Here is a 20,192-nt window from a genome sequence, read left to right as displayed (position 1 = left end):
CGTCGCGGGAGGTTGTGAAATATTGACGGCTTTGCCACATCTATTGCAAAAGCTAGCATCGTCGGGAAGCTTGTTACCACAATTCAGGCAAAACATACATTGCCTCCTCTACACTTATGCATACTTGCATTTCCGAGTACTTTTTTCGAAAAGATATAGGAATAAAAACCCGTGAAGTAGTATAGCAGAGATCAACTGGAAAAACAAGCAGGATACAAAAGAAAATAAAGGACATTCCATTAACGATGCAAAGATATGTTACTTCTTAAGAGAGATTAAGTTGCACAAGCAAAAGGCGAAGTCAGGAAGTAAGGATTCAATGAATGCGCTACTTCAGAGTCACTGCCACATCTCGGCAATCGTACCGCGCATGCGGGCAAGCCAGGCAGGAAGGGATGTTGCCCAGGCAAGCCTTTCCATTACGTCGTCGATCAACATTTCTTCGACGTTCTCCTCAGCATAGAAGATGTCTTCGAGCGGGCCGTTGGCCGTAAGAATAGGAGTAACCAGCATCAAGGCATCGACGAGGAGCGTGGCTTCGCCGGGGGTAGGTGGATAGAGGGCACCATATGCTGCTAAAAAATTCCTCATACGTTCAGGATCGAAGCCACGTTTCATCAGGGGTCTTGTCAAAACGTCATCGTTTCGCCATTCTAACGCGCTAAATGAAAAAAGAGCGTAGGCAAGTTCAATCAGGCGTTTTTCCCAGCGCGATGCATCCCATCCTGAAACAGTACACACTGCCTCGCCCTCAAAACGCAGGTGCATCGGGGTATAGTCGCCGTGAATATTGAACTCAGGCAAGCCACGACCGGAGCCGATGGACATCATGGCAGCAGGCAGAACTGCTTCCCATTGATCGATTACATTCGACAAAGCCGCGGCAATGGCATGCACTTCACTTTGTTCCACTATGGCACGCGCGAAGTTCAGCCAGCCCTGCACCAATCCACCCGCCTGCACCTCGGAAGGCCAGCGATGCTCCGAACCGGGATAACGATGCGAGGCTTGATGGATGCGAGCCAGCATCTCTCCAGCAGCAGCTCCCCACCGCAAGCTACGAGGATTCTTCGAATCATATACCTCGCCATCAATCCATTGCCGCAGTTCAAATACATCCTCGCCGATTGTCACTGTAGGCTCTCCCTGTGGGGTCAGCCACAAGAAAGGTACCGGAATACCGGCCTCGCGGAGATAGCGTTGAAACTCATAACGATGGCTGCTATCTTCCTCTAGCAATCCGCCAGGCTGTTCTTTGAGGATATAGCGCAGGCCTGCAATCTCAACCAGCAGACCTGATGATCCATCATGCCCAGCATCAACAGGCCCAAGGTTATGCCATTCGCTTACACCAAAGGCATGCATCACCTCGTTGAGATCGATCAGGTCTTGCGCTGTCTCTTCTAGTCCATCTTCTAGCATAAGAGCGACCCGGTACCCTCCATTGCAACTAGAATTCCGCCGGCAGTTCCTGGCGCTTGCCCCACTCATTCCACGAGCCGTCATAATTGGTCAATTGAGGGTAGCCAAGCATGGCGAGGCTAAAAAGAACTGTCGTCGCGGCTACGCCTCCATTACAATACGCAATCACGCGCTCTTCTGGTGACACATTTGCCGAGGAAAAAACCTGGGCGAGTTCTTCATTGCTGCGAAACGTCCCCGTCGCCGGATCAACCAGTTCCTCGCGTGGAATATTGATAGCGCCCGGAATATGGCCTGGACGCCCATGCCCACGCACAATCTCTCCCGTATACTGGCCGCGATCGCGCGCGTCGATCAGCCTCACCCCCTGCTGCCCAAGCAAAGACAAGACTTCTTCAGCAGTGGTGCGCAGTTGTGGTTGGACAACTGGGGTAAATGTCGCGGGAGGATAGACAGGCACGTCAGCGGTCAATGGAAGATGCTCGCGCTGCCATTTGGGCAATCCCCCATTTAATACCACAACCTGGTCATGGCCATAATAGTTGAGCGCCCACCACAGACGCGTGGCAAATTGCGAGGCAGGATGCGCATCATAGGCTACCACAAGGTGCTGGTCGCCAATGCCCAGCCGCCCCATGACCTCCGCGAAACGCTCCGCGGGCGCCACCTGGGCCTCTACAGCATCATCCTGATCAACGATATCGCTCGTCCAATCGATATACAAAGCGCCGGGAATATGGGCCTGTTCATATTCGTCTCGCGCCCCCACATACACTGCATCCTGAACCCCATTCCGCTCTACTGTACGCACATAGCCACGCATATCGACAACCCGCAGGTGAGGATCATTCAAATGCTCGGCCAGCCAGGTCGTTTCAACGAGAAAACGGCTGCGTTCCATATAGACCTCCTGGATTAGATGAAATAACAAAACGTAGGGACGCAACACATGCGCCCCACATTTTTTATAAGCTGCAATTGTTTACCGCTCACAGGTATCAAGAAAACAGGCCGGCAGCTTCTGGATTATCCGTGCTAACAAAATGAGCCGGAGTGCCAAAGAACACGCGGCGTGATACGCCGGTAATCTTCATGGACGCGTTAGGAGTCTGCGTTGTAACGTAGCGCTGAACCATTAGCCCCAATGGACGTGCCAGGATCAGGGCAGCAGTCGCGGCCAGGATCACATTATTGGCCGTGCTGAATGGCTTGCGCATGCGAGCCACCGTCATTGCCGATAGGCCTGTCAGCATTCCCGACACAGCGAGATTGGTGCCGCAGCGCTCGTGAATCGCCAGCTCAGGCGTGGTTGTACGCAAGAGGGTAAGAGCTTCCTGCGCTGCCGGCAGAATTGCCTCCGTCGGCACATCCCCGAACACGAAAAAGCCGGCGGCAAAAGAGATGCCTGCAAAGCGGACTTCGGGATATTTTCTGCTCAATAGCACAATCGTTGCGTGTTCGAGCGCATGATTTTGTTTGACCGCACCTCCTAGCAGCATTTGTTGCGCTACCTGAACTACAGGATTGATGGAACTCATGTGTTTGAACCTTCCTAATATATCTACACTTGACCTTTGCGGGTTTAGCGACCCGGATAAGGACAGGCACATTGAAACAACTAATACACGATGTTAAAGACAACAACCTCGTCACCGAAATTGATCACGTCGTTATCGTTTAATAGCGTTGGCACGTGCGGTTGGAGCCGCACATTGTTTACCACCGTTCCGTTCGCACTCTTCATATCCGCGATATACCAGCGGCCATTATCAAACCAGAGGCGCGCATGATTTCGCGAAACAGTGCGCCCCGAGATGATAAGGTCGTTGCCATTCGTGCGGCCAATTGTTGTGATATCCTGGTGAAACATATACGAGCGCCCGGCCATTGGCCCATTCTGAATGGAAAGCCGGGCAAGAATAGGGCGACCATTTGGCCCCATAAAGCGATCAGCCGCCGCGCGCCTATCCGAGAGCTCATATCCGCAGGATGTACAAAACAGGCGGTCGCTCGGATTCGACTGACCGCAGCGGAAACATGGTACTGTTACCAGCGATGGCCGCGAAATAGGAGCCAGGGGCTGTGAACCCACAGGGGGAGTGTATAGCAGCGGGCCGGATGCTTTATGTGCTTGTGGCGGCACTTCTGGAACGGCTGCCGCGATAGGTTGAATACCTGATCGCCAGCGCGGTAAAGACAGGTGGGAAGCTGAAAGCGCCGCCGTCAACGCATCGATGAGCTCATCTACCGACTGGTAGCGATCTGATGGAGACTTCGCGGTCATCTTCGACACCACCTGCTCAACAGGGTAAGGCACGCCCATCTTGCGCAGGTTCTCGATTGGCAATGGCTCATTCAGGTGCTTTACCGTTATCGAGAGTGGGTTATCCGAGTTAAAAGGGACGCGCCCTGTCAAACAGTGATAGAGCACGATGCCCAGCGAATAAATATCGCTGCGGCGATCAACCGGCTGGCCGGTGCCCTGCTCCGGCGACATATATTGCGGCGTGCCGATTCCGGTGCCGGCGCGTGTGAGATTCGTCGTTCCCTCGAGCATTTTCGCGATGCCGAAGTCAGAGAGCAGCAGATGCCCATCCTTGCGTAGCAGCATGTTAGCAGGCTTCACATCGCGATGGATAATACCATTGCTGTGGGCGCAACCAAGGCCTTCAGCTGCCTGGATCACAAAATCAATCGACTCAGGAACCGTTAAGGCCCTCATCTTCAACCGGTCTTTCAGCGTTCCACCATCGACATACTCCATCACAATGTAGAAGACATTATCGTCTTCCTGTCCAAAATCATGGATCTGGACAATATTCGGGTGGGCCAGCCTCGCTACCGAGCGCGCCTCCATCACGAAGCGTTTCACAAAAATTTGGTCGTGCGCATGAAAAGCGGGTAGAACTTTGATCGCAACATAGCGCTCAAGGGTGGACTGGTAGGCCTTGAAAACCGTTGCCATGCCACCTGAACCTATACGCTCCCTTATGATAAACTGCCCCAATGTCCTGCCAATCAGGGCATCCATTTCATCCGTGTTTCCATGTTGTTGCATAGTATGGCGAATTCCTCTTCTCGTACCACCCGATTAAGCATGCACTCCCAGATCTCTCCCCAAATGGTTTCGTCTATTGTACCATCAGGAATAAACAGGGCTATACCCGGCACATCCTAGATTATACAGGTTGAGACAAGTTATGTCGAGAGTGCAGGCCGGGATGTTTTATCCCTCCAACAGCAAGGTCTCCGGGTCCTCCACTAATTCCTTTACGCGCACCAGAAACTGTACGGCTTCCCGACCATCTACAATACGGTGATCATACGATAAAGCGACGTACATCATCGGTCGAATGACTATCTGGCCCGCGACAACCACCGGGCGCTGTTCAATCTTATGCATACCCAGAATACCGGCCTGCGGCCCGTTCAAAATTGGCGTAGACATCAGCGAACCAAACACCCCACCGTTGGTGATCGTAAACGTCCCTCCTTGCAACTCGGCCAACGACAACTGATTTTCGCGCGCTTTCTTCGCAAGAGTAGCAATTTCACGCTCGATTTCAGCAAAACTCTTGCGGTCGGCATCCCGCAGCACCGGCACAACCAGGCCCTCCTCTGCTCCAACCGCTATACCGATATCATAATAATGCTTCAAGACCAGCTCATTGCCCTGAATTTCAGAATTCAGGCGTGGGAAAGCTTTGAGCGCCCCTACCACCGCTTTGGTGAAGAAGGACATGAAGCCAAGCGAGACATTATATCTTTCCTTAAAGGACTCCTTACGCCTATTGCGTACCTCCATGACGGCGCTCATATCGATCTCATTGAAGGTCGTGAGCATAGCCGCCGTGTGCTGCGTCTCAACCAGGCGCTGCGCAATCGTTTGCCGTCTGCGCGAGAGCCGGATACGCTCCTCTCTACCCGGCTGCGTGGGTGCAGCAGCAATAACCGGCGATGGCTTCCCTACAGGCGCGGGCGGTGCGGCAGCCGGCGTAGATGGCTGTGCTTGTTGCGTAGCTGCTGTGGTAGCCTGTTGCGACGAATCCTGCTTATTCTGCTCCAGGTAGCTGATGACATCTTCCCTGGTTACGCGGCCATGCGGGCTATTCCCTTTCACCTGCGCCAGGTCAATATGATGCTCGGCAGCGATACGGCGCGCCAGGGGAGAAGACGGTCGCTGTTCACCCTTAGCCTCCTGGCCAGCACGCACCTGCGCCTGTTCCTCCACCAGCCTTTGTCCATCTAATTCCCCTTGCGCAGGCGCTTCCTGCGTCTGCTGCGTTGCCTGGGCAGATGTAGTCGCTGCTGCCGCGCCTTCGCCTATTATCCCCAGCACATCGCCTACGGATACCACGTCGCCCTCCTGTTTGACAATTTTTTGCAGCACGCCGCTCTGCTCAGCACTGACTTCGACATTGACCTTATCGGTTTCCAGTTCTACGAGTGCATCACCGGTGCTGACCGTATCACCCTCATGCTTGAGCCAGTTCGCTACGACAGCATCAACGATGGATTCCCCCAATTCTGGGACATGTATTTCAACGGACATATCTCCTACCTCCGCACTTGCTTAGCTGAAGCTTGCAGCGCCTCTTTAATAATGTATTCCTGCTCTGACTGGAAAAGGTCCGAGAAACCTGTGGCAGGACTTGACCTCGCCGTGCGCGCGATGACATTCAATTCGACGGTTGAGTCAAGCATTGCCGAAAGCCTCGGCGACATGTACGTCCAGGCTCCCATATTCTGCGGTTCCTCCTGCACCCATGCCACTTCTCTCAGGTTAGGATAGTTAGCAAGCGCTTTTTTCAGTTCATCTTCAGGAAACGGATACAGCATTTCAACCCGCACAATCGCGACATCTTGAGCTCGTTTGCGATCCTCGCTGGAAAGCAGATCAATAGCAATTTTACCCGCGCAAAGCACGACGCGCCGTATATCACCCGCATGCGTAAGCGCCTCCCGGTCGTCGATCACATACTCGAACCGTCCCTCCGCCAGTTCTTTCAAGCTGGCAGAGGCCAGTGGATGGCGCAGTAAGCTCTTCGGCGTCAGAACAATTAGTGGTCTTGGAACGCGCTGCAAATTATATGCCTGCAAGCGCAAGAGGTGATAGTACTGTGACGCGGTGGAGCAGATGGCTACGCGCCAGTTGTCCTGGGCAGAAAGCTCAAGATAGCGTTCTAAGCGCGCGCTCGAATGCTCTGGCCCCTGTCCCTCGTAGCCATGTGGCAGCAGGAGCACCAGCGAGGAATCCTGCCGCCATTTGGCGCGTCCCGAAGAGATGAACTGGTCAATAATGACCTGCGCGACATTGGCAAAATCGCCGAATTGCGCTTCCCACAACACGAGAGAAGCTGGCGAGTGAACGCTATAGCCATATTCGAAGCCAAGCGCCGCACTCTCGCTCAACGGGCTGTTATAAATCGCAAATGGCGCCTGTGCCTCCGAAAGATGCTGTAAGGGCACGTATTTGTCGCCGCTATGCTGGTCATGCAGTACCGCGTGGCGATGACTGAACGTGCCTCGCTCGCTATCCTGCCCGCTCAGTCGAATTGGCGTGCCAGCAGCCAGAATAGAGGCAAATGCCAGCGCCTCCGCCTGGCCCCAATCGATTCCTCCTTCCGGCCCCATTGTGGTAGCGCGACGCTGCAACAGGCGCGCCAGTTTGGGATTGGGTGAAAAGCCTTCAGGCCACTTTAGCAACTCGTTATTAAAAGCAATCAGCTGTTCGGCGGGTACTTGCGGGGGTAGCTCCAACTGCTCGTAGTGTCCATTTGCCCCGTTCATCTCCTCGCTTTCAAGCTGCTGCAGGTCACTTTCAGCTTCTTTTTTGGCGCTTTCCAGCGCCTCGAAAGCGCTCTTGAGCATTGCCTCGCTTTGCTGCTGTATAATTACGCCGGACTGTTCAAGGCGCCGCGCGTACAGTTCGCGCACAGTAGGATGGCTGCGGATTTGTTCATACATAATCGGCTGGGTAAATGCCGGTTCATCGCCCTCGTTGTGTCCCCAGCGCCGGTAGCCAACAAGATCGATCAAGATATCCTTATGGAATCGGTCGCGGTAAGCATGCGCTATACGCACAGCCGTGAGAGCCGCTTCAGGGTCATCGGCATTCACATGAATGATGGGCATCTCGAATCCTTTGGCCAGATCACTTGCGAAGAGCGTAGAGCGGCTATCTTCCGGTTCGGTTGTAAATCCCAGCTGGTTGTTCAAGATGATATGGATGGTTCCACCTACCCAGTAGCCGCGTAGCTCTCCAAGATTCAGCGTCTCAGCAACAATACCTTCGCCCGGGAAAGCGGCATCGCCATGAATGAGAATGGGCAAGGTGTGATCCACGCTCAGTTCGGGAGCGCCACGGACATCACATTCTTCCTGCGACGCTCGCGTCATGCCTTCTACAACCGGATTGACATATTCTAGATGGCTGGGATTGGGAGACAAGGTGATCTTCAGTTCTACAGTCGCACCCTCGCCCAGAATATGTTCGGCTCCTAGATGGTATTTAACATCGCCCGTCCAGCCAAAGCCGAATGTATCGGTCAGCGGAACGCCCTCCTCGTGCTTCTGATGCATAAATTCGCTGAGGATTTTAGCATATGGCTTTTCCAGCACGTGGGCCAGTACATTCAGGCGACCACGATGGGCCATGCCGATGATTACCTCACGCGCGCCCTCCTCGACGGCGCCATCGATGATCTTATCCAGCATAGGCACCAGCACATCAGTTCCCTCAATTGAGAAGCGTTTCTGGCCGGGATAGGTCTGGTGCAGGTAGCGTTCAAACGCCTCGACCTGCGTCAGGCGTTTCAATAGAGCGCGGCTTTCATCAGCGGAAGGCCGCTCGTGATATAATTGCAAGCCCACAGCGTCACGCAGCCAGCCACGTTCCTGCGGATTTTTCACCTGGTCGAATTCATAGCTGATGGTGCCAGAATACATGGCGCGTAGCCTGCTAATCGCTTCCAGCGCGTTCTGCGCACCCTCCGCAGCATGTCCTCCTACAATATTAGGGGGCAGTTGTGCCAGGATAGCCTCGCTAATGCCGTGCGTCTCGGGCAAAAGCGCCGGATCTCCTAGCGGCTCGCTGCCCAGAGGATCAAGGTGCGCCGCCAGGTGCCCGCGTTCGCGAATGGAGTGAGCAAGCGCGGCAGTAGCAACGATGTTCTTCACATCATAAGGGACTGCCGGTTTTGATGGAAGCTGGCTTTCCGGCGACCATGTTTCAAAAACTGCGCGTGTCGCGGGATCGACAGACGCTGGATTCTGGCGGTATCGTTCATAAAGTTCAAGCACATAGCCCGCATTGGGGCCATAAAATGTATTGAGATCGTACATAACGAAGTTTCCCTGGTTCATATCGTTTATTCATAGGGCGGATCGGCTCTAACAGTTGTATTTTATCACGTTTTGTGATATCATACTCTTGCTATATTTCAACAAGTAAGTTACCTGGCGAAGACGGAGCGAGTAGGCCACATTTCCTGTTGTAGAGAGTCCGGGCCTGGTGCGACCGGATACAGGTAGTGAGCCGAAAATCACTCCCGAGCCTGCTGGCAGAACACCTCTAGTAGAGCCAGCCGGACCCTTCCCGTTATCACGAAGGTCTCTCATTCGTAGGGCGCTAAGTACTGCAATGACGCCGAGTGATTAGCAATTGCTGTCATTGCGCATCCACGCCCCCTATAAATGAGAACAAAAACTGAGTGGGCCATACTTCCAGGCTTTGATGCCTGCTGCGTGGCTAATCAGGGTGGTACCGCGGGAGTTCCTCTCGTCCCTTTCACATATTGGACGAGGGGTTTTTTAATGAAAAAATGTATGCAAAGGAGCGTACGCCATGAAGACGAAACTGCTTTACCATGAAAACAGTTACACATTTGAGTGCAGCGCAAAGGTTGTCGCGGTTGAAGGTGATGAGATAGCGCTCGACGCCACCGTGTTTTTTCCTGGCGGCGGTGGCCAGATGCCAGATCACGGCATTATTACCTGGGATAACCGCGAGCGCGAAGCCACGGTTATCGCTATGAACAAGCGCGACGACGTTGTCTGGCATACGCTTGACTCTCTGCCCCCCGCAGTCGGCGAGGAAGTCGTCGGCACAATTGACTGGGATTTCCGCTACCGCATGATGCGCACGCACACGGCGCTGCATATCCTATGCGGCGTCATCTGGAAAGAGTTCGGCGTCCAGGTGACAGGCGGCCAGATGTATCCAGACCGCGCGCGCATGGATTTTGCGATGGAAAACCTGAACAAGGATCGTATCACGTATATCGAGGAAAAAATTAACGAGGCAGTGGAGGCGGATTATCCCATTCGCGTCTATACACTACCACGCGAGAAAGCATTCGCCATACCCGATCTTATTCGCACCAAAATTAACTTGCTGCCGCCTGAGATTGAAGAGGTGCGCATTGTTGAAATAGTAGGCCTCGACCTGCAGGCCGACGGCGGCACCCATGTCAGCCATACCAAAGAGGTTGGGGGCATTAAAATCGTCAAGACTGAAAATAAGGGCAAGATCAATAAACGCCTGGAAATCAAACTCACGGATTGACCTGTGAATGAGGAGGAGGCTCACGTGTCGGTGAAATCAAGTGTGTTCCAGCCCGTCATCCCCGCGGATAGGGTTGACTATCCGGCCCTGGAACACGCAATCCAGCAATGGTGGGATGAACACAACGTATTGCAACAGTATCTACATCGTAATGACCATAGTGACAAGCAATTCTCGTTTCTGGATGGTCCGATTACCGCCAACAACCCTATGGGCGTCCATCATGCCTGGGGCCGCACCTATAAAGACCTGTACCAACGCTTCAAGACGATGCAGGGCTACAAGCAGCGCTACCAGAACGGTTTCGATTGCCAGGGCCTCTGGGTCGAGGTCGAGGTCGAGAAAGAGCTTGGCTTCAAAAACAAGCGCGATATCGAAGCATTTGGCATCGACAAATTCGTACAACTGTGCAAAGAGCGCGTCTTCAAGTTCGCCAAACGCATGACCGAGCAATCCATCCGCCTGGGCTACTGGATGGATTGGGGCAACGATTACTACACGCTCTCGGATGAGAACAACTATACCATCTGGTACTTCCTGAAGAAGTGCTACGAACGGGGCATCATCTACAAAGGTCATGATGTGATGACGTGGTGCCCGCGCTGCGCCACCGGCATCTCCAACATGGAAACGCTATCTGAGGACTACCAGGAAACGACACACCTCAGCATCTACGCACGCTTTCCATTGCTGAACCGTCCCGGCGAATACCTGCTGGTCTGGACAACCACGCCCTGGACACTGGCAGCGAACGTTGCTGCCGCGGTGAATCCCGATCTGCCCTACGTGAAGGTGGAGCAGGATGGTGACTACTACTACCTGGCAGAGGCAGTACTGCCTGTGCTGAAAGCGCTTAAGGGACGCGACAAGGGAGATTACCATGTCGTAGAGACGCTCAAGGGCAGCGACATGCTGGGCTGGGGTTATACCGGCCCGTTCGACGAATTGCCCGCGGAACAGGGCGTGGTACATACTGTCATCCCCTGGAAAGATGTTAGCGCCACCGAGGGTACCGGGATCGTACATATCGCTCCCGGTTGTGGCAGTGAAGACTTCGCGCTCTCCAAAGAGTTCAATCTGGCGGTTATCGCTCCCGTCGACGAATTCGGCGTCTACATGGAGGACTTCGACTGGCTGACCGGCAAAAGCGCTGCCGAAGTGGGACAGGAGATCGCGGAGAATCTCGCCCAGAAGGGCCTGCTGTATCGCACGCAGAACTATAAGCACCGCTACCCCATCTGCTGGCGTTGTAAGACCGAGCTGATCTTCCGCCTGGTCGATGAATGGTACATCTCCATGGACCAGTTGCGCTACGAAATCATGGCGGTAGTACGCCAGGCAACCTGGATTCCGCCGTTCGGCATGGAACGTGAGCTTGACTGGCTGCGCAACATGGATGACTGGATGATCTCCAAAAAACGTTACTGGGGCCTCGCGCTTCCTATCTACGACTGCCCTGAGTGCGGCACCTTTGAGGTCATCGGCAGCAAAGAGGAATTAAAGGAGCGCGCGGTAGCCGGATGGGAGGAATTCGAAGGACATTCTCCTCACCGTCCATATGTGGACGCGGTAAAAATTCGCTGCAAGAACTGCGGCGCGGAAGTCTCGCGCATCAAAGATGTCGGCAATCCATGGCTTGATGCCGGTATTGTGTCATTCTCGACGCTGCATTATCGCACCGACCCACAATACTGGCGGCAATGGTTCCCGGCGGACTTCGTCACCGAATCTTTCCCCGGACAGTTCAAGAACTGGTTCTATTCGCTGCTGGTGATGAGTACGGAACTGGCCGAGGTCTCCCCATTCAAGACGCTCTTCGGCTATGGCACGCTCATGGGCGAAGATGGCTCGCCTATGCACAAATCCAAGGGCAATCTCGTCGTGTTTGACGATGCGGCTGAGCGGGTCGGTTCTGATACCATGCGCTGGCTCTTTATGAACCATGTTCCTGAGCAAAACCTCAACTTCCCACGTATCCCTACCGAAGAGGATATGGAGAAGGCAGCGCGAACCGGCATGCCCGTGCGCCTGAGCGAAAAGTGGATGCTTGTGCGCCGGACGCTGGATAAAATCTGGAATGTCTACTGGTTCTTCGTGACCTATGCCAATATCGATGGTTTTGATCCCACGCAACATTCGTTGCCCGTTGAGCAGCGCAGCGAACTGGATCGCTGGATTCTCTCAGAATTGCAGCTGACCATCCGCACTGTCACCGGGGGTCTGCAGCATTACGATAGCGCGGCACCGGGCGCGGCAATGCAGGAATTCCTGGAAAACCTGTCCAACTGGTACCTGCGGCGCAGCCGCGAGCGCATCTGGAAAACGGAGATGGACAACGACAAGCTGGGAGCATACCTGACACTATACGAGTGCCTGACCACGCTCATCACCCTGCTCGCGCCATTCATCCCGTTCACAACCGAGGAACTGTACCAGAACCTGGTGCGCAGCGTGAACCAGCAGGCTCCGCTCAGCGTTCACCTGTGTGACTGGCCAGAGGTAAACGAAGATCTGATCGACGAGCAATTGACTCGCGAGACGCACCTTGTGATGCGCGTCGTTAGCCTTGGTCGCTCTGCTCGTGAAAAAGCACAGATCAAGGTACGCCAACCATTGAACGCCCTGTATGTACGCGTTCCAGATCAGGCAGAAGAGGAAGCTTTACTGCGCCTCAAAGACCAGGTGCTTGAAGAACTGAACATCAAACACCTGGAATTAATAGGCGAGAACAGCGATATGCTGGCCTACACGCTCAAACCGCAGGTGAAGGTACTGGGACCCAAATACGGGCCGCTGGTACAAAAAATCCTGGCAAAATTCAAAGCGCTCGATGCGCACGGCACACAGGAGGCAGCGAAGCTCCTCAGTGAAACTGGTAAGCTCAATTTCACGCTTGATGGCCAGTCGGTTGAACTCACGCCTGATGAAGTCGAGGTAGTTGCGACTGCTCGTCCAGGCTTTGTTGCTGCCGAGGAGCACGGCTACGTTGTTGCGCTCGAAACAACGATTACGCCCGAATTGCGCGAGGAGGGCCTGGTACGTGATCTGACTCATTACATTCAGGATATGCGTAAAAAGGCCGGTCTCAACATCGAGAACCATATCGCGCTGGCCCTGTATACCGATGACGAGCTGGCTTCGATCCTCAATCGCCACCGCGAGACGCTGCAATCCGAGACGCTGGCCGACGTGCTCTACATCAGCACCGGTGGTCAGGATGTTCCCGCACTCAACGAGGTTTACCGCGAAACGGTCGCGCCGAATGAGATGAAGAAGCTGGAGAACTACCGGGTTGAGGTGGTAATAGGGAGAATAAAGTAAAAAGTACAGGTTGCCCAATAACCTTTTCCTGGAGCCATCAGGCACCGTTAGAAATGATGCAGATGGCTCCAGGAAAAGGTTCGACTCAGGATATCTATGAATAGCGAGCAGGAAAAATCCAGGCTCTTGCAACTATACAAAAGCTCTCTGCAAGCCCACTTTGAGCATGATGCTAGAACATTTCTGGCTGAATATGCCTCACAGTGGTATGAGATACGCAATGCAGGCGTCCGGCTTCGCACAAAAGAAGAAGCGCTCCCTGCCATCGAGCAATATTTCCAGCGGACTCACTTCTATGACATCAGTGAGATTGCTGCCCCAATCATCCATATCTCAGCGGATGCCAGTATGGCATGGGTGATCGGCGAAATTCACGTTCGCGCTTCTCAGGAGGGGCCTGATAAGAAAGAGCGGAACTTCTCTTTCCACTGCGCCTGGGTTTCCATTTATGAAAAACAAGAGGGCCAATGGGCACAGGTTGTCGATGCTCCCTCTTTCCAGTTTCAGACGAATGACGATGAAAGCAGCAGAGGAGCAGGCTGACAAGCTTTTACTGGCGAATACGGACAAGAGTGCCTCGATTGGCCCGTACAAGTTCTTCTGTCCTTATCTTAACCAGGGAGGTTTCACTGCCACCTCCTGTATAAACCACCTCTCGTTCCATCACTTTTGGATCAATCAGAAACACTGCTGCATACCCGAATGAGGGTGTGCCTCCACATGGATAGCCGGTTTTTCCCAGGATTTCGTCCGGGGTCGCCAGGCGCAGTCCCTCTTTCTGCAATGTTTTAGCAATCCGCGAGACGCTTACCCGATCTTCACCTTTTACAATAGCAGTAATCAGTTGACCATCGCCATCAAGAAGACAAATGTTTTTAACAAGCTCCTGAGGAGACGCATTGACAGCGCGAGCTGCCTCTGCTACCGAATGACAGGGTTGATCGAATGATAGATGCTCGGCGTCTATCTGCTGTTCCTCAAGATAGGCGCGGAGCCGTTGCTCATAGTCGTTCATTGAACTTCCTTTCATACTGAGGAGAATGGAATATATCTGGCAATTTCACAACTCGATGCCTTGAGCCGGAGGATATTGCATCACCAGAAATGCTTTCGCACCGGTGATCGAAGCATAGGTATGGGGAAGATCGGCAGCGAAGCAAATAGCATCTCCCGGGTGCAGCTCTATTTCTTGCCCTTCTGGCCCAAGAAGCATTTCTCCTTCGAGACAAAGAATGAATTCTTGCGTACCAGGGAGATGGGCGGGCGCACGGTAAGTTGCCCTCGCAGGGAGGTGCATTTCATAGATGCTCATACGATGACTGCGGCCATCAACAAGTAGCGTTCGGACATGTAATCCAGAATCAGATGCTGTGACCTGCCCCTCTTCGCGACGGATAATATGGACCTGAGGATGATTCTCCTCTCCAAAAAGAGTACTGACAGGCACGTTCAATGCATTAGCAATGCTGTTCAAGACCTCAAGCGAGGGATTGCCCTGCCCCGCTTCAATTTTTGAGAGGCTCGTTTTCGAGATGCCTGCTTTTTGCGCGAGCACACCTAATGATAATCCTCGACTCTCCCGATGCGCTCTTACAGCCCGCGCAAGACGGTTGGTTGTAACATCCAGTGCAACCATAACTCTCTCCGAAAGTTTCTTATACTCAATCTTTACGTGTTCATTATAATGGACAAATGTCCATCCGTCAATAAGATTCGTGAATTACCAGGTCAGGATAACTTGAATGAACGCCTATCTTTATCATGAAAACAAGGGAATAAGCAACATAGGGAAGAAAGTAAAAGTGTCATGGTTCTCTCAAATGAAAATGTTACTGAACGAGAGAAACATACCACTTCAGCGCTATTTTATCATGATGAAATGTGCCTATAATAGGTCTATATGATACCTGTGCTAATCAATAATAAGGGACACGCATGAACACATTACCACCACTCGAAACACTCTTCGACGCGCAGCGAGGAACTGAGATGCCGCTACCGCCAGAACTTGCAGCGCTCTACGGTCAACTGCGGTTCCCACTACAACCTGACCGGCCCTATGTCTTCGCCAACTTTGTCACGTCCCTGGACGGTGTGACTTCGCTGGAAGCGCCGGAGAGAGCAGGTGGAGGTGACATTAGCGGCAACAATAAGCATGACCACATGGTGATGGGCATCCTGCGCGCAATTGCCGATTCTATCATCGTTGGGGCCGGTACACTGCGCAAATCACCGAGACATATATGGACTGCCGAACATATCTATCCACCGCTCGCGTCTCTGTACCGGCAGCTTCGCCATGCCCTGGGCAAGTCTGAACCGCCCTTGAACGTGATCGTCACGCGTGAGGGCAATATCGACATGAATCAGCGGCTATTTCAATCCGGCGCAGTTCCGGTGCTGATTATTACCACAAGCGAGGGCGAACAGCGCCTGCGCCAGCAAACTATTGCATCTTCGACAAGCATCATCGCTAGCGAGCCAACTGGGGAGGGCGATTTGAGCGCAAAGGCCATCCTGGAAGTCGTGCAGCGAGCACGACCCTCTGATTTGATCCTGACTGAGGGTGGTCCACAGTTGTTGGCCAATTTCTTCGCGGAGTACTGCCTGGATGAATTATTCCTGACACTTGCTCCACAGGTTGCCGGACGCGACGAGACCATTAAGCGACCTGGCCTGGTCGCCGGTAAGCTCTTCGCGCCCGAATTCCCCTTGTGGGGGTCATTAGTCAGCGTCAAACGTGAAACGAACCACCTGTTTTTGCGCTATTCGTTTGCATCAAGGTGAAAATATGTAATTGACGCCGGGTAAAGAGTCCTCTGGCACCATTCATCTAGGCCGTTTGCTCTTGCTTTTGCTCAACAAACTCGCCCTCGATGAAGATCTCAACCTCCTCACTGACGATCCACCTGCCATCGAGCATCATACTGAATGTGAGGCCAAAGTCCTTGCGGTTGATCTTCGTCTCCGCACTATAGCCAATGCGGTGGCCCATCATGGGATCATTGAATTCCCCGTACTTCACCACCTTAAAGGTCACCGGTCGCGTATTGCCCTTGATGGTCAGGTCGCCGGTCATGCTGTAGGTATCCGGCCCGGTCTGTTCGATCTTCGTGCTCTTGAAGTGCATGGTCGGATACTTGTCAACTTCCAGGAAATTCGACGAGCGCAGGTCATTGTCTCGCTGGGGGTTATGAGTACGAATACTGGCAGTCTGGACCGTAACATCTACCGAGGACGCCTCGGGATGATCGGGATAGATCTCACCCGAAGTCTGAACATCGAGAAAGTTTCCCCGCACCGTCATCATTCCCAGGTGCTTCGCAGCAAACTCGACTTGTGTGTGGAAAGGATCAAATACCCAGCGCGTCTGGGCTTCAGCTGCAGGTTGATTCTGTGTGGTCATCTTTTCTTCTCCTTGTCCTTAGAACTCTCGTAGAAATGACGAACGGAGTTCTCCTCACTTCTCTTGACACGATGTTGTTCTTTCCTACCTGAACAGCGCGTGTACCGGAAAAACTGTACAGCCGTCGAACAATAGGTCACAAAACAACACCTGTCAAATATGTAACAACTATTGTGTAACCGACGATAGCCGTTTATAATAGTACAGCATACCTGGGAGGACGATCAAGAGGCAATCGCACAATTTTGTTGTTTAGACAACAGGCCGTGCAGAATTGTTGGGAAATTCAATAGGAAACAAATACGTCTCATCCTGCGGATACTAAAAAAGGAGTTTTTATGGTACTCTTAGAGAAAAGCGTGGATCCCCGTGTGAAGCGCACGCGCAAGTTACTCCAACAGGCGTTTATGGAGCTGATGGCAGAGAAAGACATGGCCTCGATTAGTATTGGGGAGATTACTGATCGTGCGACGGTCAACCGTGCCACATTTTATGCTCACTTTCCTGATAAATACGCACTGCTCGATTCAATCATTCGTGAGATGTTTCAGCAAGCACTGATCCGGCATCTTCCTCCTGCGCCCGCTTGGAACATGCAGAGCCTGCGTGCATTGGTCAGAGCAGCGTTTGGCTTCATGGACGAGTTTCATGCAAATTGTAAACCCAGCGACCGTCAATTCGATCCGAGGGTAGAACAAGCAGTACAGCAGGAATTGGCCGAGGTCTTACTGGCATGGCTTAAGCAAGCCAGGGTTGCAGGTAAACGCCCAGGTATACGCCTGGAACTGGTCGCCTCTGTAGTCAGCTGGGCCATTTTCGGTCCCGCCGTCCAATGGGGTCGCAAAGAACGCACACCCTCCGCTGATGAGATGGCCGATCAGACCCTGCTGGTGATCACCGAGGGGCTGGCACACCTGGCGCCCGACTTTTTACCTGGATAAAAGGCTTAAGCGTTAGCCAAAGCGATGGCCCCTCATTCCACGCTTCCCCAGGTTGACACGAACTCCAAAGTAGGGTAGTATCCGATCTGTCAGCTCGCTGATAAAATAAGTTGTACGAGGAGTTCCTAATGCCAGGCCGTCGTCTTGATGGCTATGATCGCTGTGCCGCCGTTATTCTCACGCCAGGAACACTGCTCCGCCTGATTCTCATCGCCTTAAGCTGGCCGGCTCCATATAACGATGAAGGAACGATGGGGCTGATGGCTTTCGATGTCGCCTATCATGGGGCCCATCCACTGGTCTACTACGGGCAAGATTACCTGGGATCAGCAGAAGCATATATCGGCGCCTTCTTTTTTCATCTCTTTGGGCCATCGACCTTCGCGCTCAGGCTTACGACGGTTCTCCTTTTCGCGCTCTTTCTGCTCTGCATATACCTCCTGGTTTCGAGGCTCTATGCAAAATCCCTGGCGCTATTCTCGATTGTCATCCTGTCTCTTGGAGCGCCCGACGTGATATTCCGGCAATTGCTGGCGAATGGAGGCGATCCCGATTACCTGTTCTTTACGGCCCTGCTCCTGCTACTCACTGCCTGGCTTGCTTTCAGCGCAAATCCACTTGAACAGAGGGATGATGAGAACGATACGACACTTTCAGCGAAAAAGAGCAAGCGCTTGTCATGGTCTCGTATCATCGCCTATGCTGCCTGGGGAGGATGCGCGGGCCTTGATCTCTGGAGCTATCCCTTGTGCCTGCCATTTGTTCTGGTCGCGGGTCTTCTGCTCGCACTCTTCTGCCGTAGAGAGCTGCGCCTACCATCGCTCTCGTTGCTGGCAGTATGTTTTCTGATTGGCCTATCGCCATTCCTCATTTACAAAGCCACAGTTCCGGTAACTCCGAACCAGAACGCGCTATTTTCTTCTGGGGGATATCGCGAGCCCTCCTATCCTTCGCTGAACGGATTGTCAAAGCAGGTGGCAACTATTTCGCCGCAAGGCATTGGTCCGCGCCCGCTCCAGGAAGTTATGGGAACATTCCTGGTCTCGGTTCCTCTGATTACCAGTGGTAATACGTTGTGCCCCATCGCGGAAGTAAATGAGTGGCCACTTTCCAACCAATCGAATGCAGCGACGCTCTTCTGCACAGGCGTTCATGGCATCTGGGGCCTGGGTTTTCTGCTGCTGTTTTGCGTTGCGGCCATTACTGCCGCGCGTCGTTTCTGGCAGTACTGGCAGAAAATACCGCCGCATGGGCAGCACTATTCTCCAGAACTGCGGCATGAAGCTATCCGTCACGCTGGCCGCCTCATGATCCTCGTAGGCGCAGGCGCGACACTGCTAGCTTTCATCCTCTACCCGCAGGCATCGGCAGTCACTCCTTACACTTCTGCGCGCTACCTGATCGGACTTCTGATAGCCATACCTGCTGTGCTCGCTCCGCTGTGGGAAAAGAAACACAGTGTGAAAACCTTTCAAAGCTGGAGCGGGCGTCTCAAAGCAATCGGCCGCTATGGAGTGATTGTGCTCATATTGGGGACATGCCTGTTAGGAACCATCACGATCTTCACCCAGCAAGTTACCCCGGCGCAGGCAAGCTTCCGGCGCCAGTATGCCTTGATCCAGAGCCTTCTTCGTTTAGGAGCTACGCGGGTCTACATGGAGTACGATGACTGCAACCGCATCACCTTTCTCAGCAACGAACAGATTATCTGCGCCGCGCTCGATAAAGGATTGCGACCCGGCCTTGACCGCTATTTCCCTTATCGAGCCATGGTTGCCCAGGCACCGCAACCATTTTATGTGCTAGCAGAAGGCTCGGTCCAGGCGCAATACTTCGAGCAAGTAGCCGCGAAAGAACACATTACTTACAAGGAGTTCCACGCAAACGGATACATTGTATACGAACCGGAGAAACGTATCGCCCCTTAATAACTCACAAGCGAAAACCCATTCTTGATCGTAATCCCGCAGCGTTTCTTGAGGGACTTCCAGGCAGTCTTGCTCATGCCCGCACGATCTCGCAGCTGCACAAGTTGCTCTTCAGAGAAATGTTCAGAGGCTACCACAATAACCCGTCTCAGTTCGGCTCGCACACCGTCTATATAGAGCTTCAGCTGCGCGAGTCTCTCTGCATCGTAAGGTAGTCCTTGAACGGCAAGGCGGGCAATGTTGGCCCACTGCATGTAAGGTACCCTCAGCGCATCGAATTTTTCTTTTACGAAGGATGTGATTTCCTCAAAGCTGGGAGCAGTCGTGAAATCGATCATGTGGGCGATCCTCCTTTCAAAACTCTGAAATACCAGGGCAGAATGGGTCCTTCGTCGCATTGTCCACAACCCCTCATCTGAGCGATAAGCAAAGCATACCATGAAGAGCCGGCTGTTGTCAATATTTAGTATAATTTCACCGCTTCCATTTATTTTTAGTCGTATTCTATAAGATTAAGGACGGCTTTATCCATCACGACGTTGTCTATTACAAAACAAGGGCTCGCATTTAAACAGGATTAGCTGGCTCTGCTACAAAATGTGTATAAT

The 20,192-nt window shown here is 53.0% G+C and carries 16 protein-coding genes and 1 other annotated feature; of the genes, 6 read left to right on the top strand and 10 right to left on the bottom strand.

All coding sequences use genetic code 11. The features are described from left to right. Positions 1 to 339 precede the first annotated feature (339 nt). From VFA09_25860 to VFA09_25835, 6 genes are all read right to left on the bottom strand, one after another. Positions 340 to 1,422: a phosphotransferase gene (locus VFA09_25860; GenBank protein ID HZU70726.1), complete on the bottom strand. Its 1,083-nt coding sequence runs from the start codon at positions 1,420 to 1,422 to the stop codon at positions 340 to 342. 28 nt (positions 1,423 to 1,450) lie between these two features. Further along, entirely contained in the window at positions 1,451 to 2,323 is an 873-nt protein-coding gene (locus VFA09_25855) for a sulfurtransferase (GenBank protein HZU70725.1), read from the bottom strand. A 97-nt stretch (positions 2,324 to 2,420) separates the two neighbouring features. After that, positions 2,421 to 2,960: a DUF6391 domain-containing protein gene (locus tag VFA09_25850; protein ID HZU70724.1), complete on the bottom strand. Its 540-nt coding sequence runs from the start codon at positions 2,958 to 2,960 to the stop codon at positions 2,421 to 2,423. An 80-nt stretch (positions 2,961 to 3,040) separates the two neighbouring features. Further along, positions 3,041 to 4,480, bottom strand: a complete 1,440-nt coding sequence (locus VFA09_25845) for a protein kinase (protein ID HZU70723.1) — start codon at positions 4,478 to 4,480, stop codon at positions 3,041 to 3,043. A 168-nt stretch (positions 4,481 to 4,648) separates the two neighbouring features. Continuing rightward, the gene (gene odhB, locus VFA09_25840; protein ID HZU70722.1) at positions 4,649 to 5,974 is read right to left on the bottom strand and encodes a 2-oxoglutarate dehydrogenase complex dihydrolipoyllysine-residue succinyltransferase; all 1,326 of its coding nucleotides are present in this window, start codon (positions 5,972 to 5,974) and stop codon (positions 4,649 to 4,651) included. Positions 5,975 to 5,979: 5 nt separating this feature from the next. Beyond that, positions 5,980 to 8,766, bottom strand: a complete 2,787-nt coding sequence (locus tag VFA09_25835) for a 2-oxoglutarate dehydrogenase E1 component (GenBank protein ID HZU70721.1) — start codon at positions 8,764 to 8,766, stop codon at positions 5,980 to 5,982. A gap of 111 nt (positions 8,767 to 8,877) precedes the next feature. Beyond that, positions 8,878 to 9,213 (top strand) — a binding site (T-box leader). A 55-nt stretch (positions 9,214 to 9,268) separates the two neighbouring features. Between VFA09_25835 and VFA09_25830 the strand changes: the two genes are divergently transcribed. The 3 genes from VFA09_25830 to VFA09_25820 all read left to right on the top strand — a co-directional run bounded on the left by VFA09_25830 (position 9,269) and on the right by VFA09_25820 (position 13,852). Next, positions 9,269 to 9,988, top strand: coding sequence for an alanyl-tRNA editing protein (locus VFA09_25830; GenBank protein ID HZU70720.1), 720 nt, complete (start codon positions 9,269 to 9,271; stop codon positions 9,986 to 9,988). Positions 9,989 to 10,012: 24 nt separating this feature from the next. Beyond that, positions 10,013 to 13,309 (top strand): isoleucine--tRNA ligase, encoded by a 3,297-nt coding sequence (gene ileS / locus VFA09_25825; GenBank protein ID HZU70719.1) that lies wholly within the window; start codon positions 10,013 to 10,015, stop codon positions 13,307 to 13,309. Between the two features lie 96 nt (positions 13,310 to 13,405). Next, complete coding sequence (locus VFA09_25820) at positions 13,406 to 13,852, top strand: DUF4440 domain-containing protein (protein HZU70718.1); 447 nt, start codon at positions 13,406 to 13,408, stop codon at positions 13,850 to 13,852. Positions 13,853 to 13,859: 7 nt separating this feature from the next. On the opposite strand, the gene VFA09_25815 is transcribed toward VFA09_25820, so the two are convergent. After that, complete coding sequence (locus VFA09_25815) at positions 13,860 to 14,324, bottom strand: YbaK/EbsC family protein (GenBank protein ID HZU70717.1); 465 nt, start codon at positions 14,322 to 14,324, stop codon at positions 13,860 to 13,862. Positions 14,325 to 14,369: 45 nt separating this feature from the next. Beyond that, complete coding sequence (locus tag VFA09_25810) at positions 14,370 to 14,945, bottom strand: XRE family transcriptional regulator (protein ID HZU70716.1); 576 nt, start codon at positions 14,943 to 14,945, stop codon at positions 14,370 to 14,372. Between the two features lie 299 nt (positions 14,946 to 15,244). On the opposite strand from VFA09_25810, the gene VFA09_25805 reads away from it, so the two are divergent. Then, positions 15,245 to 16,096: a dihydrofolate reductase family protein gene (locus VFA09_25805; protein HZU70715.1), complete on the top strand. Its 852-nt coding sequence runs from the start codon at positions 15,245 to 15,247 to the stop codon at positions 16,094 to 16,096. A 46-nt stretch (positions 16,097 to 16,142) separates the two neighbouring features. Here VFA09_25805 and VFA09_25800 read toward each other — a convergent pair whose 3' ends face one another. After that, a complete protein-coding gene (locus VFA09_25800; GenBank protein HZU70714.1) occupies positions 16,143 to 16,715 on the bottom strand; it encodes a YceI family protein in 573 nt (190 codons plus the stop codon). 338 nt (positions 16,716 to 17,053) lie between these two features. Here VFA09_25800 and VFA09_25795 point away from each other — a divergent pair, with 338 nt between their 5' ends. Both VFA09_25795 and VFA09_25790 read left to right on the top strand, forming a co-directional pair. Then, positions 17,054 to 17,656, top strand: a complete 603-nt coding sequence (locus tag VFA09_25795; GenBank protein HZU70713.1) for a TetR/AcrR family transcriptional regulator — start codon at positions 17,054 to 17,056, stop codon at positions 17,654 to 17,656. Between the two features lie 128 nt (positions 17,657 to 17,784). Beyond that, on the top strand, positions 17,785 to 19,584 hold the full coding sequence (locus VFA09_25790) for a glycosyltransferase family 39 protein (GenBank protein ID HZU70712.1): 1,800 nt from the start codon (positions 17,785 to 17,787) through the stop codon (positions 19,582 to 19,584). Here VFA09_25790 and VFA09_25785 read toward each other — a convergent pair. Beyond that, complete coding sequence (locus tag VFA09_25785) at positions 19,581 to 19,922, bottom strand: hypothetical protein (protein HZU70711.1); 342 nt, start codon at positions 19,920 to 19,922, stop codon at positions 19,581 to 19,583. The genes VFA09_25790 and VFA09_25785 overlap by 4 nt on opposite strands. Positions 19,923 to 20,192: the final 270 nt, after the last annotated feature.

Source organism: Ktedonobacteraceae bacterium (genome assembly GCA_035653615.1).
GTDB lineage: Bacteria > Chloroflexota > Ktedonobacteria > Ktedonobacterales > Ktedonobacteraceae > DASRBN01.
Note: the sequence above shows the minus strand (reverse complement) of the source record. Positions and strands in the feature narration are given on the sequence as shown.

What these genes read in the sequence shown, in the direction of transcription:
- VFA09_25860 (HZU70726.1), bottom strand. Translation starts at nt 1,422, where the DNA reads ATGCTAGAAGATGGACTAGAAGAGACAGCGCAAGACCTGATCGATCTC.
- VFA09_25855 (HZU70725.1), bottom strand. Translation starts at nt 2,323, where the DNA reads ATGGAACGCAGCCGTTTTCTCGTTGAAACGACCTGGCTGGCCGAGCAT.
- VFA09_25850 (HZU70724.1), bottom strand. Translation starts at nt 2,960, where the DNA reads ATGAGTTCCATCAATCCTGTAGTTCAGGTAGCGCAACAAATGCTGCTA.
- VFA09_25845 (HZU70723.1), bottom strand. Translation starts at nt 4,480, where the DNA reads ATGCAACAACATGGAAACACGGATGAAATGGATGCCCTGATTGGCAGG.
- odhB (HZU70722.1), bottom strand. Translation starts at nt 5,974, where the DNA reads ATGTCCGTTGAAATACATGTCCCAGAATTGGGGGAATCCATCGTTGAT.
- VFA09_25835 (HZU70721.1), bottom strand. Translation starts at nt 8,766, where the DNA reads ATGTACGATCTCAATACATTTTATGGCCCCAATGCGGGCTATGTGCTT.
- VFA09_25830 (HZU70720.1), top strand. Translation starts at nt 9,269, where the DNA reads ATGAAGACGAAACTGCTTTACCATGAAAACAGTTACACATTTGAGTGC.
- VFA09_25820 (HZU70718.1), top strand. Translation starts at nt 13,406, where the DNA reads ATGAATAGCGAGCAGGAAAAATCCAGGCTCTTGCAACTATACAAAAGC.
- VFA09_25815 (HZU70717.1), bottom strand. Translation starts at nt 14,324, where the DNA reads ATGAACGACTATGAGCAACGGCTCCGCGCCTATCTTGAGGAACAGCAG.
- VFA09_25810 (HZU70716.1), bottom strand. Translation starts at nt 14,945, where the DNA reads ATGGTTGCACTGGATGTTACAACCAACCGTCTTGCGCGGGCTGTAAGA.
- VFA09_25805 (HZU70715.1), top strand. Translation starts at nt 15,245, where the DNA reads ATGAACACATTACCACCACTCGAAACACTCTTCGACGCGCAGCGAGGA.
- VFA09_25800 (HZU70714.1), bottom strand. Translation starts at nt 16,715, where the DNA reads ATGACCACACAGAATCAACCTGCAGCTGAAGCCCAGACGCGCTGGGTA.
- VFA09_25795 (HZU70713.1), top strand. Translation starts at nt 17,054, where the DNA reads ATGGTACTCTTAGAGAAAAGCGTGGATCCCCGTGTGAAGCGCACGCGC.
- VFA09_25790 (HZU70712.1), top strand. Translation starts at nt 17,785, where the DNA reads ATGCCAGGCCGTCGTCTTGATGGCTATGATCGCTGTGCCGCCGTTATT.
- VFA09_25785 (HZU70711.1), bottom strand. Translation starts at nt 19,922, where the DNA reads ATGATCGATTTCACGACTGCTCCCAGCTTTGAGGAAATCACATCCTTC.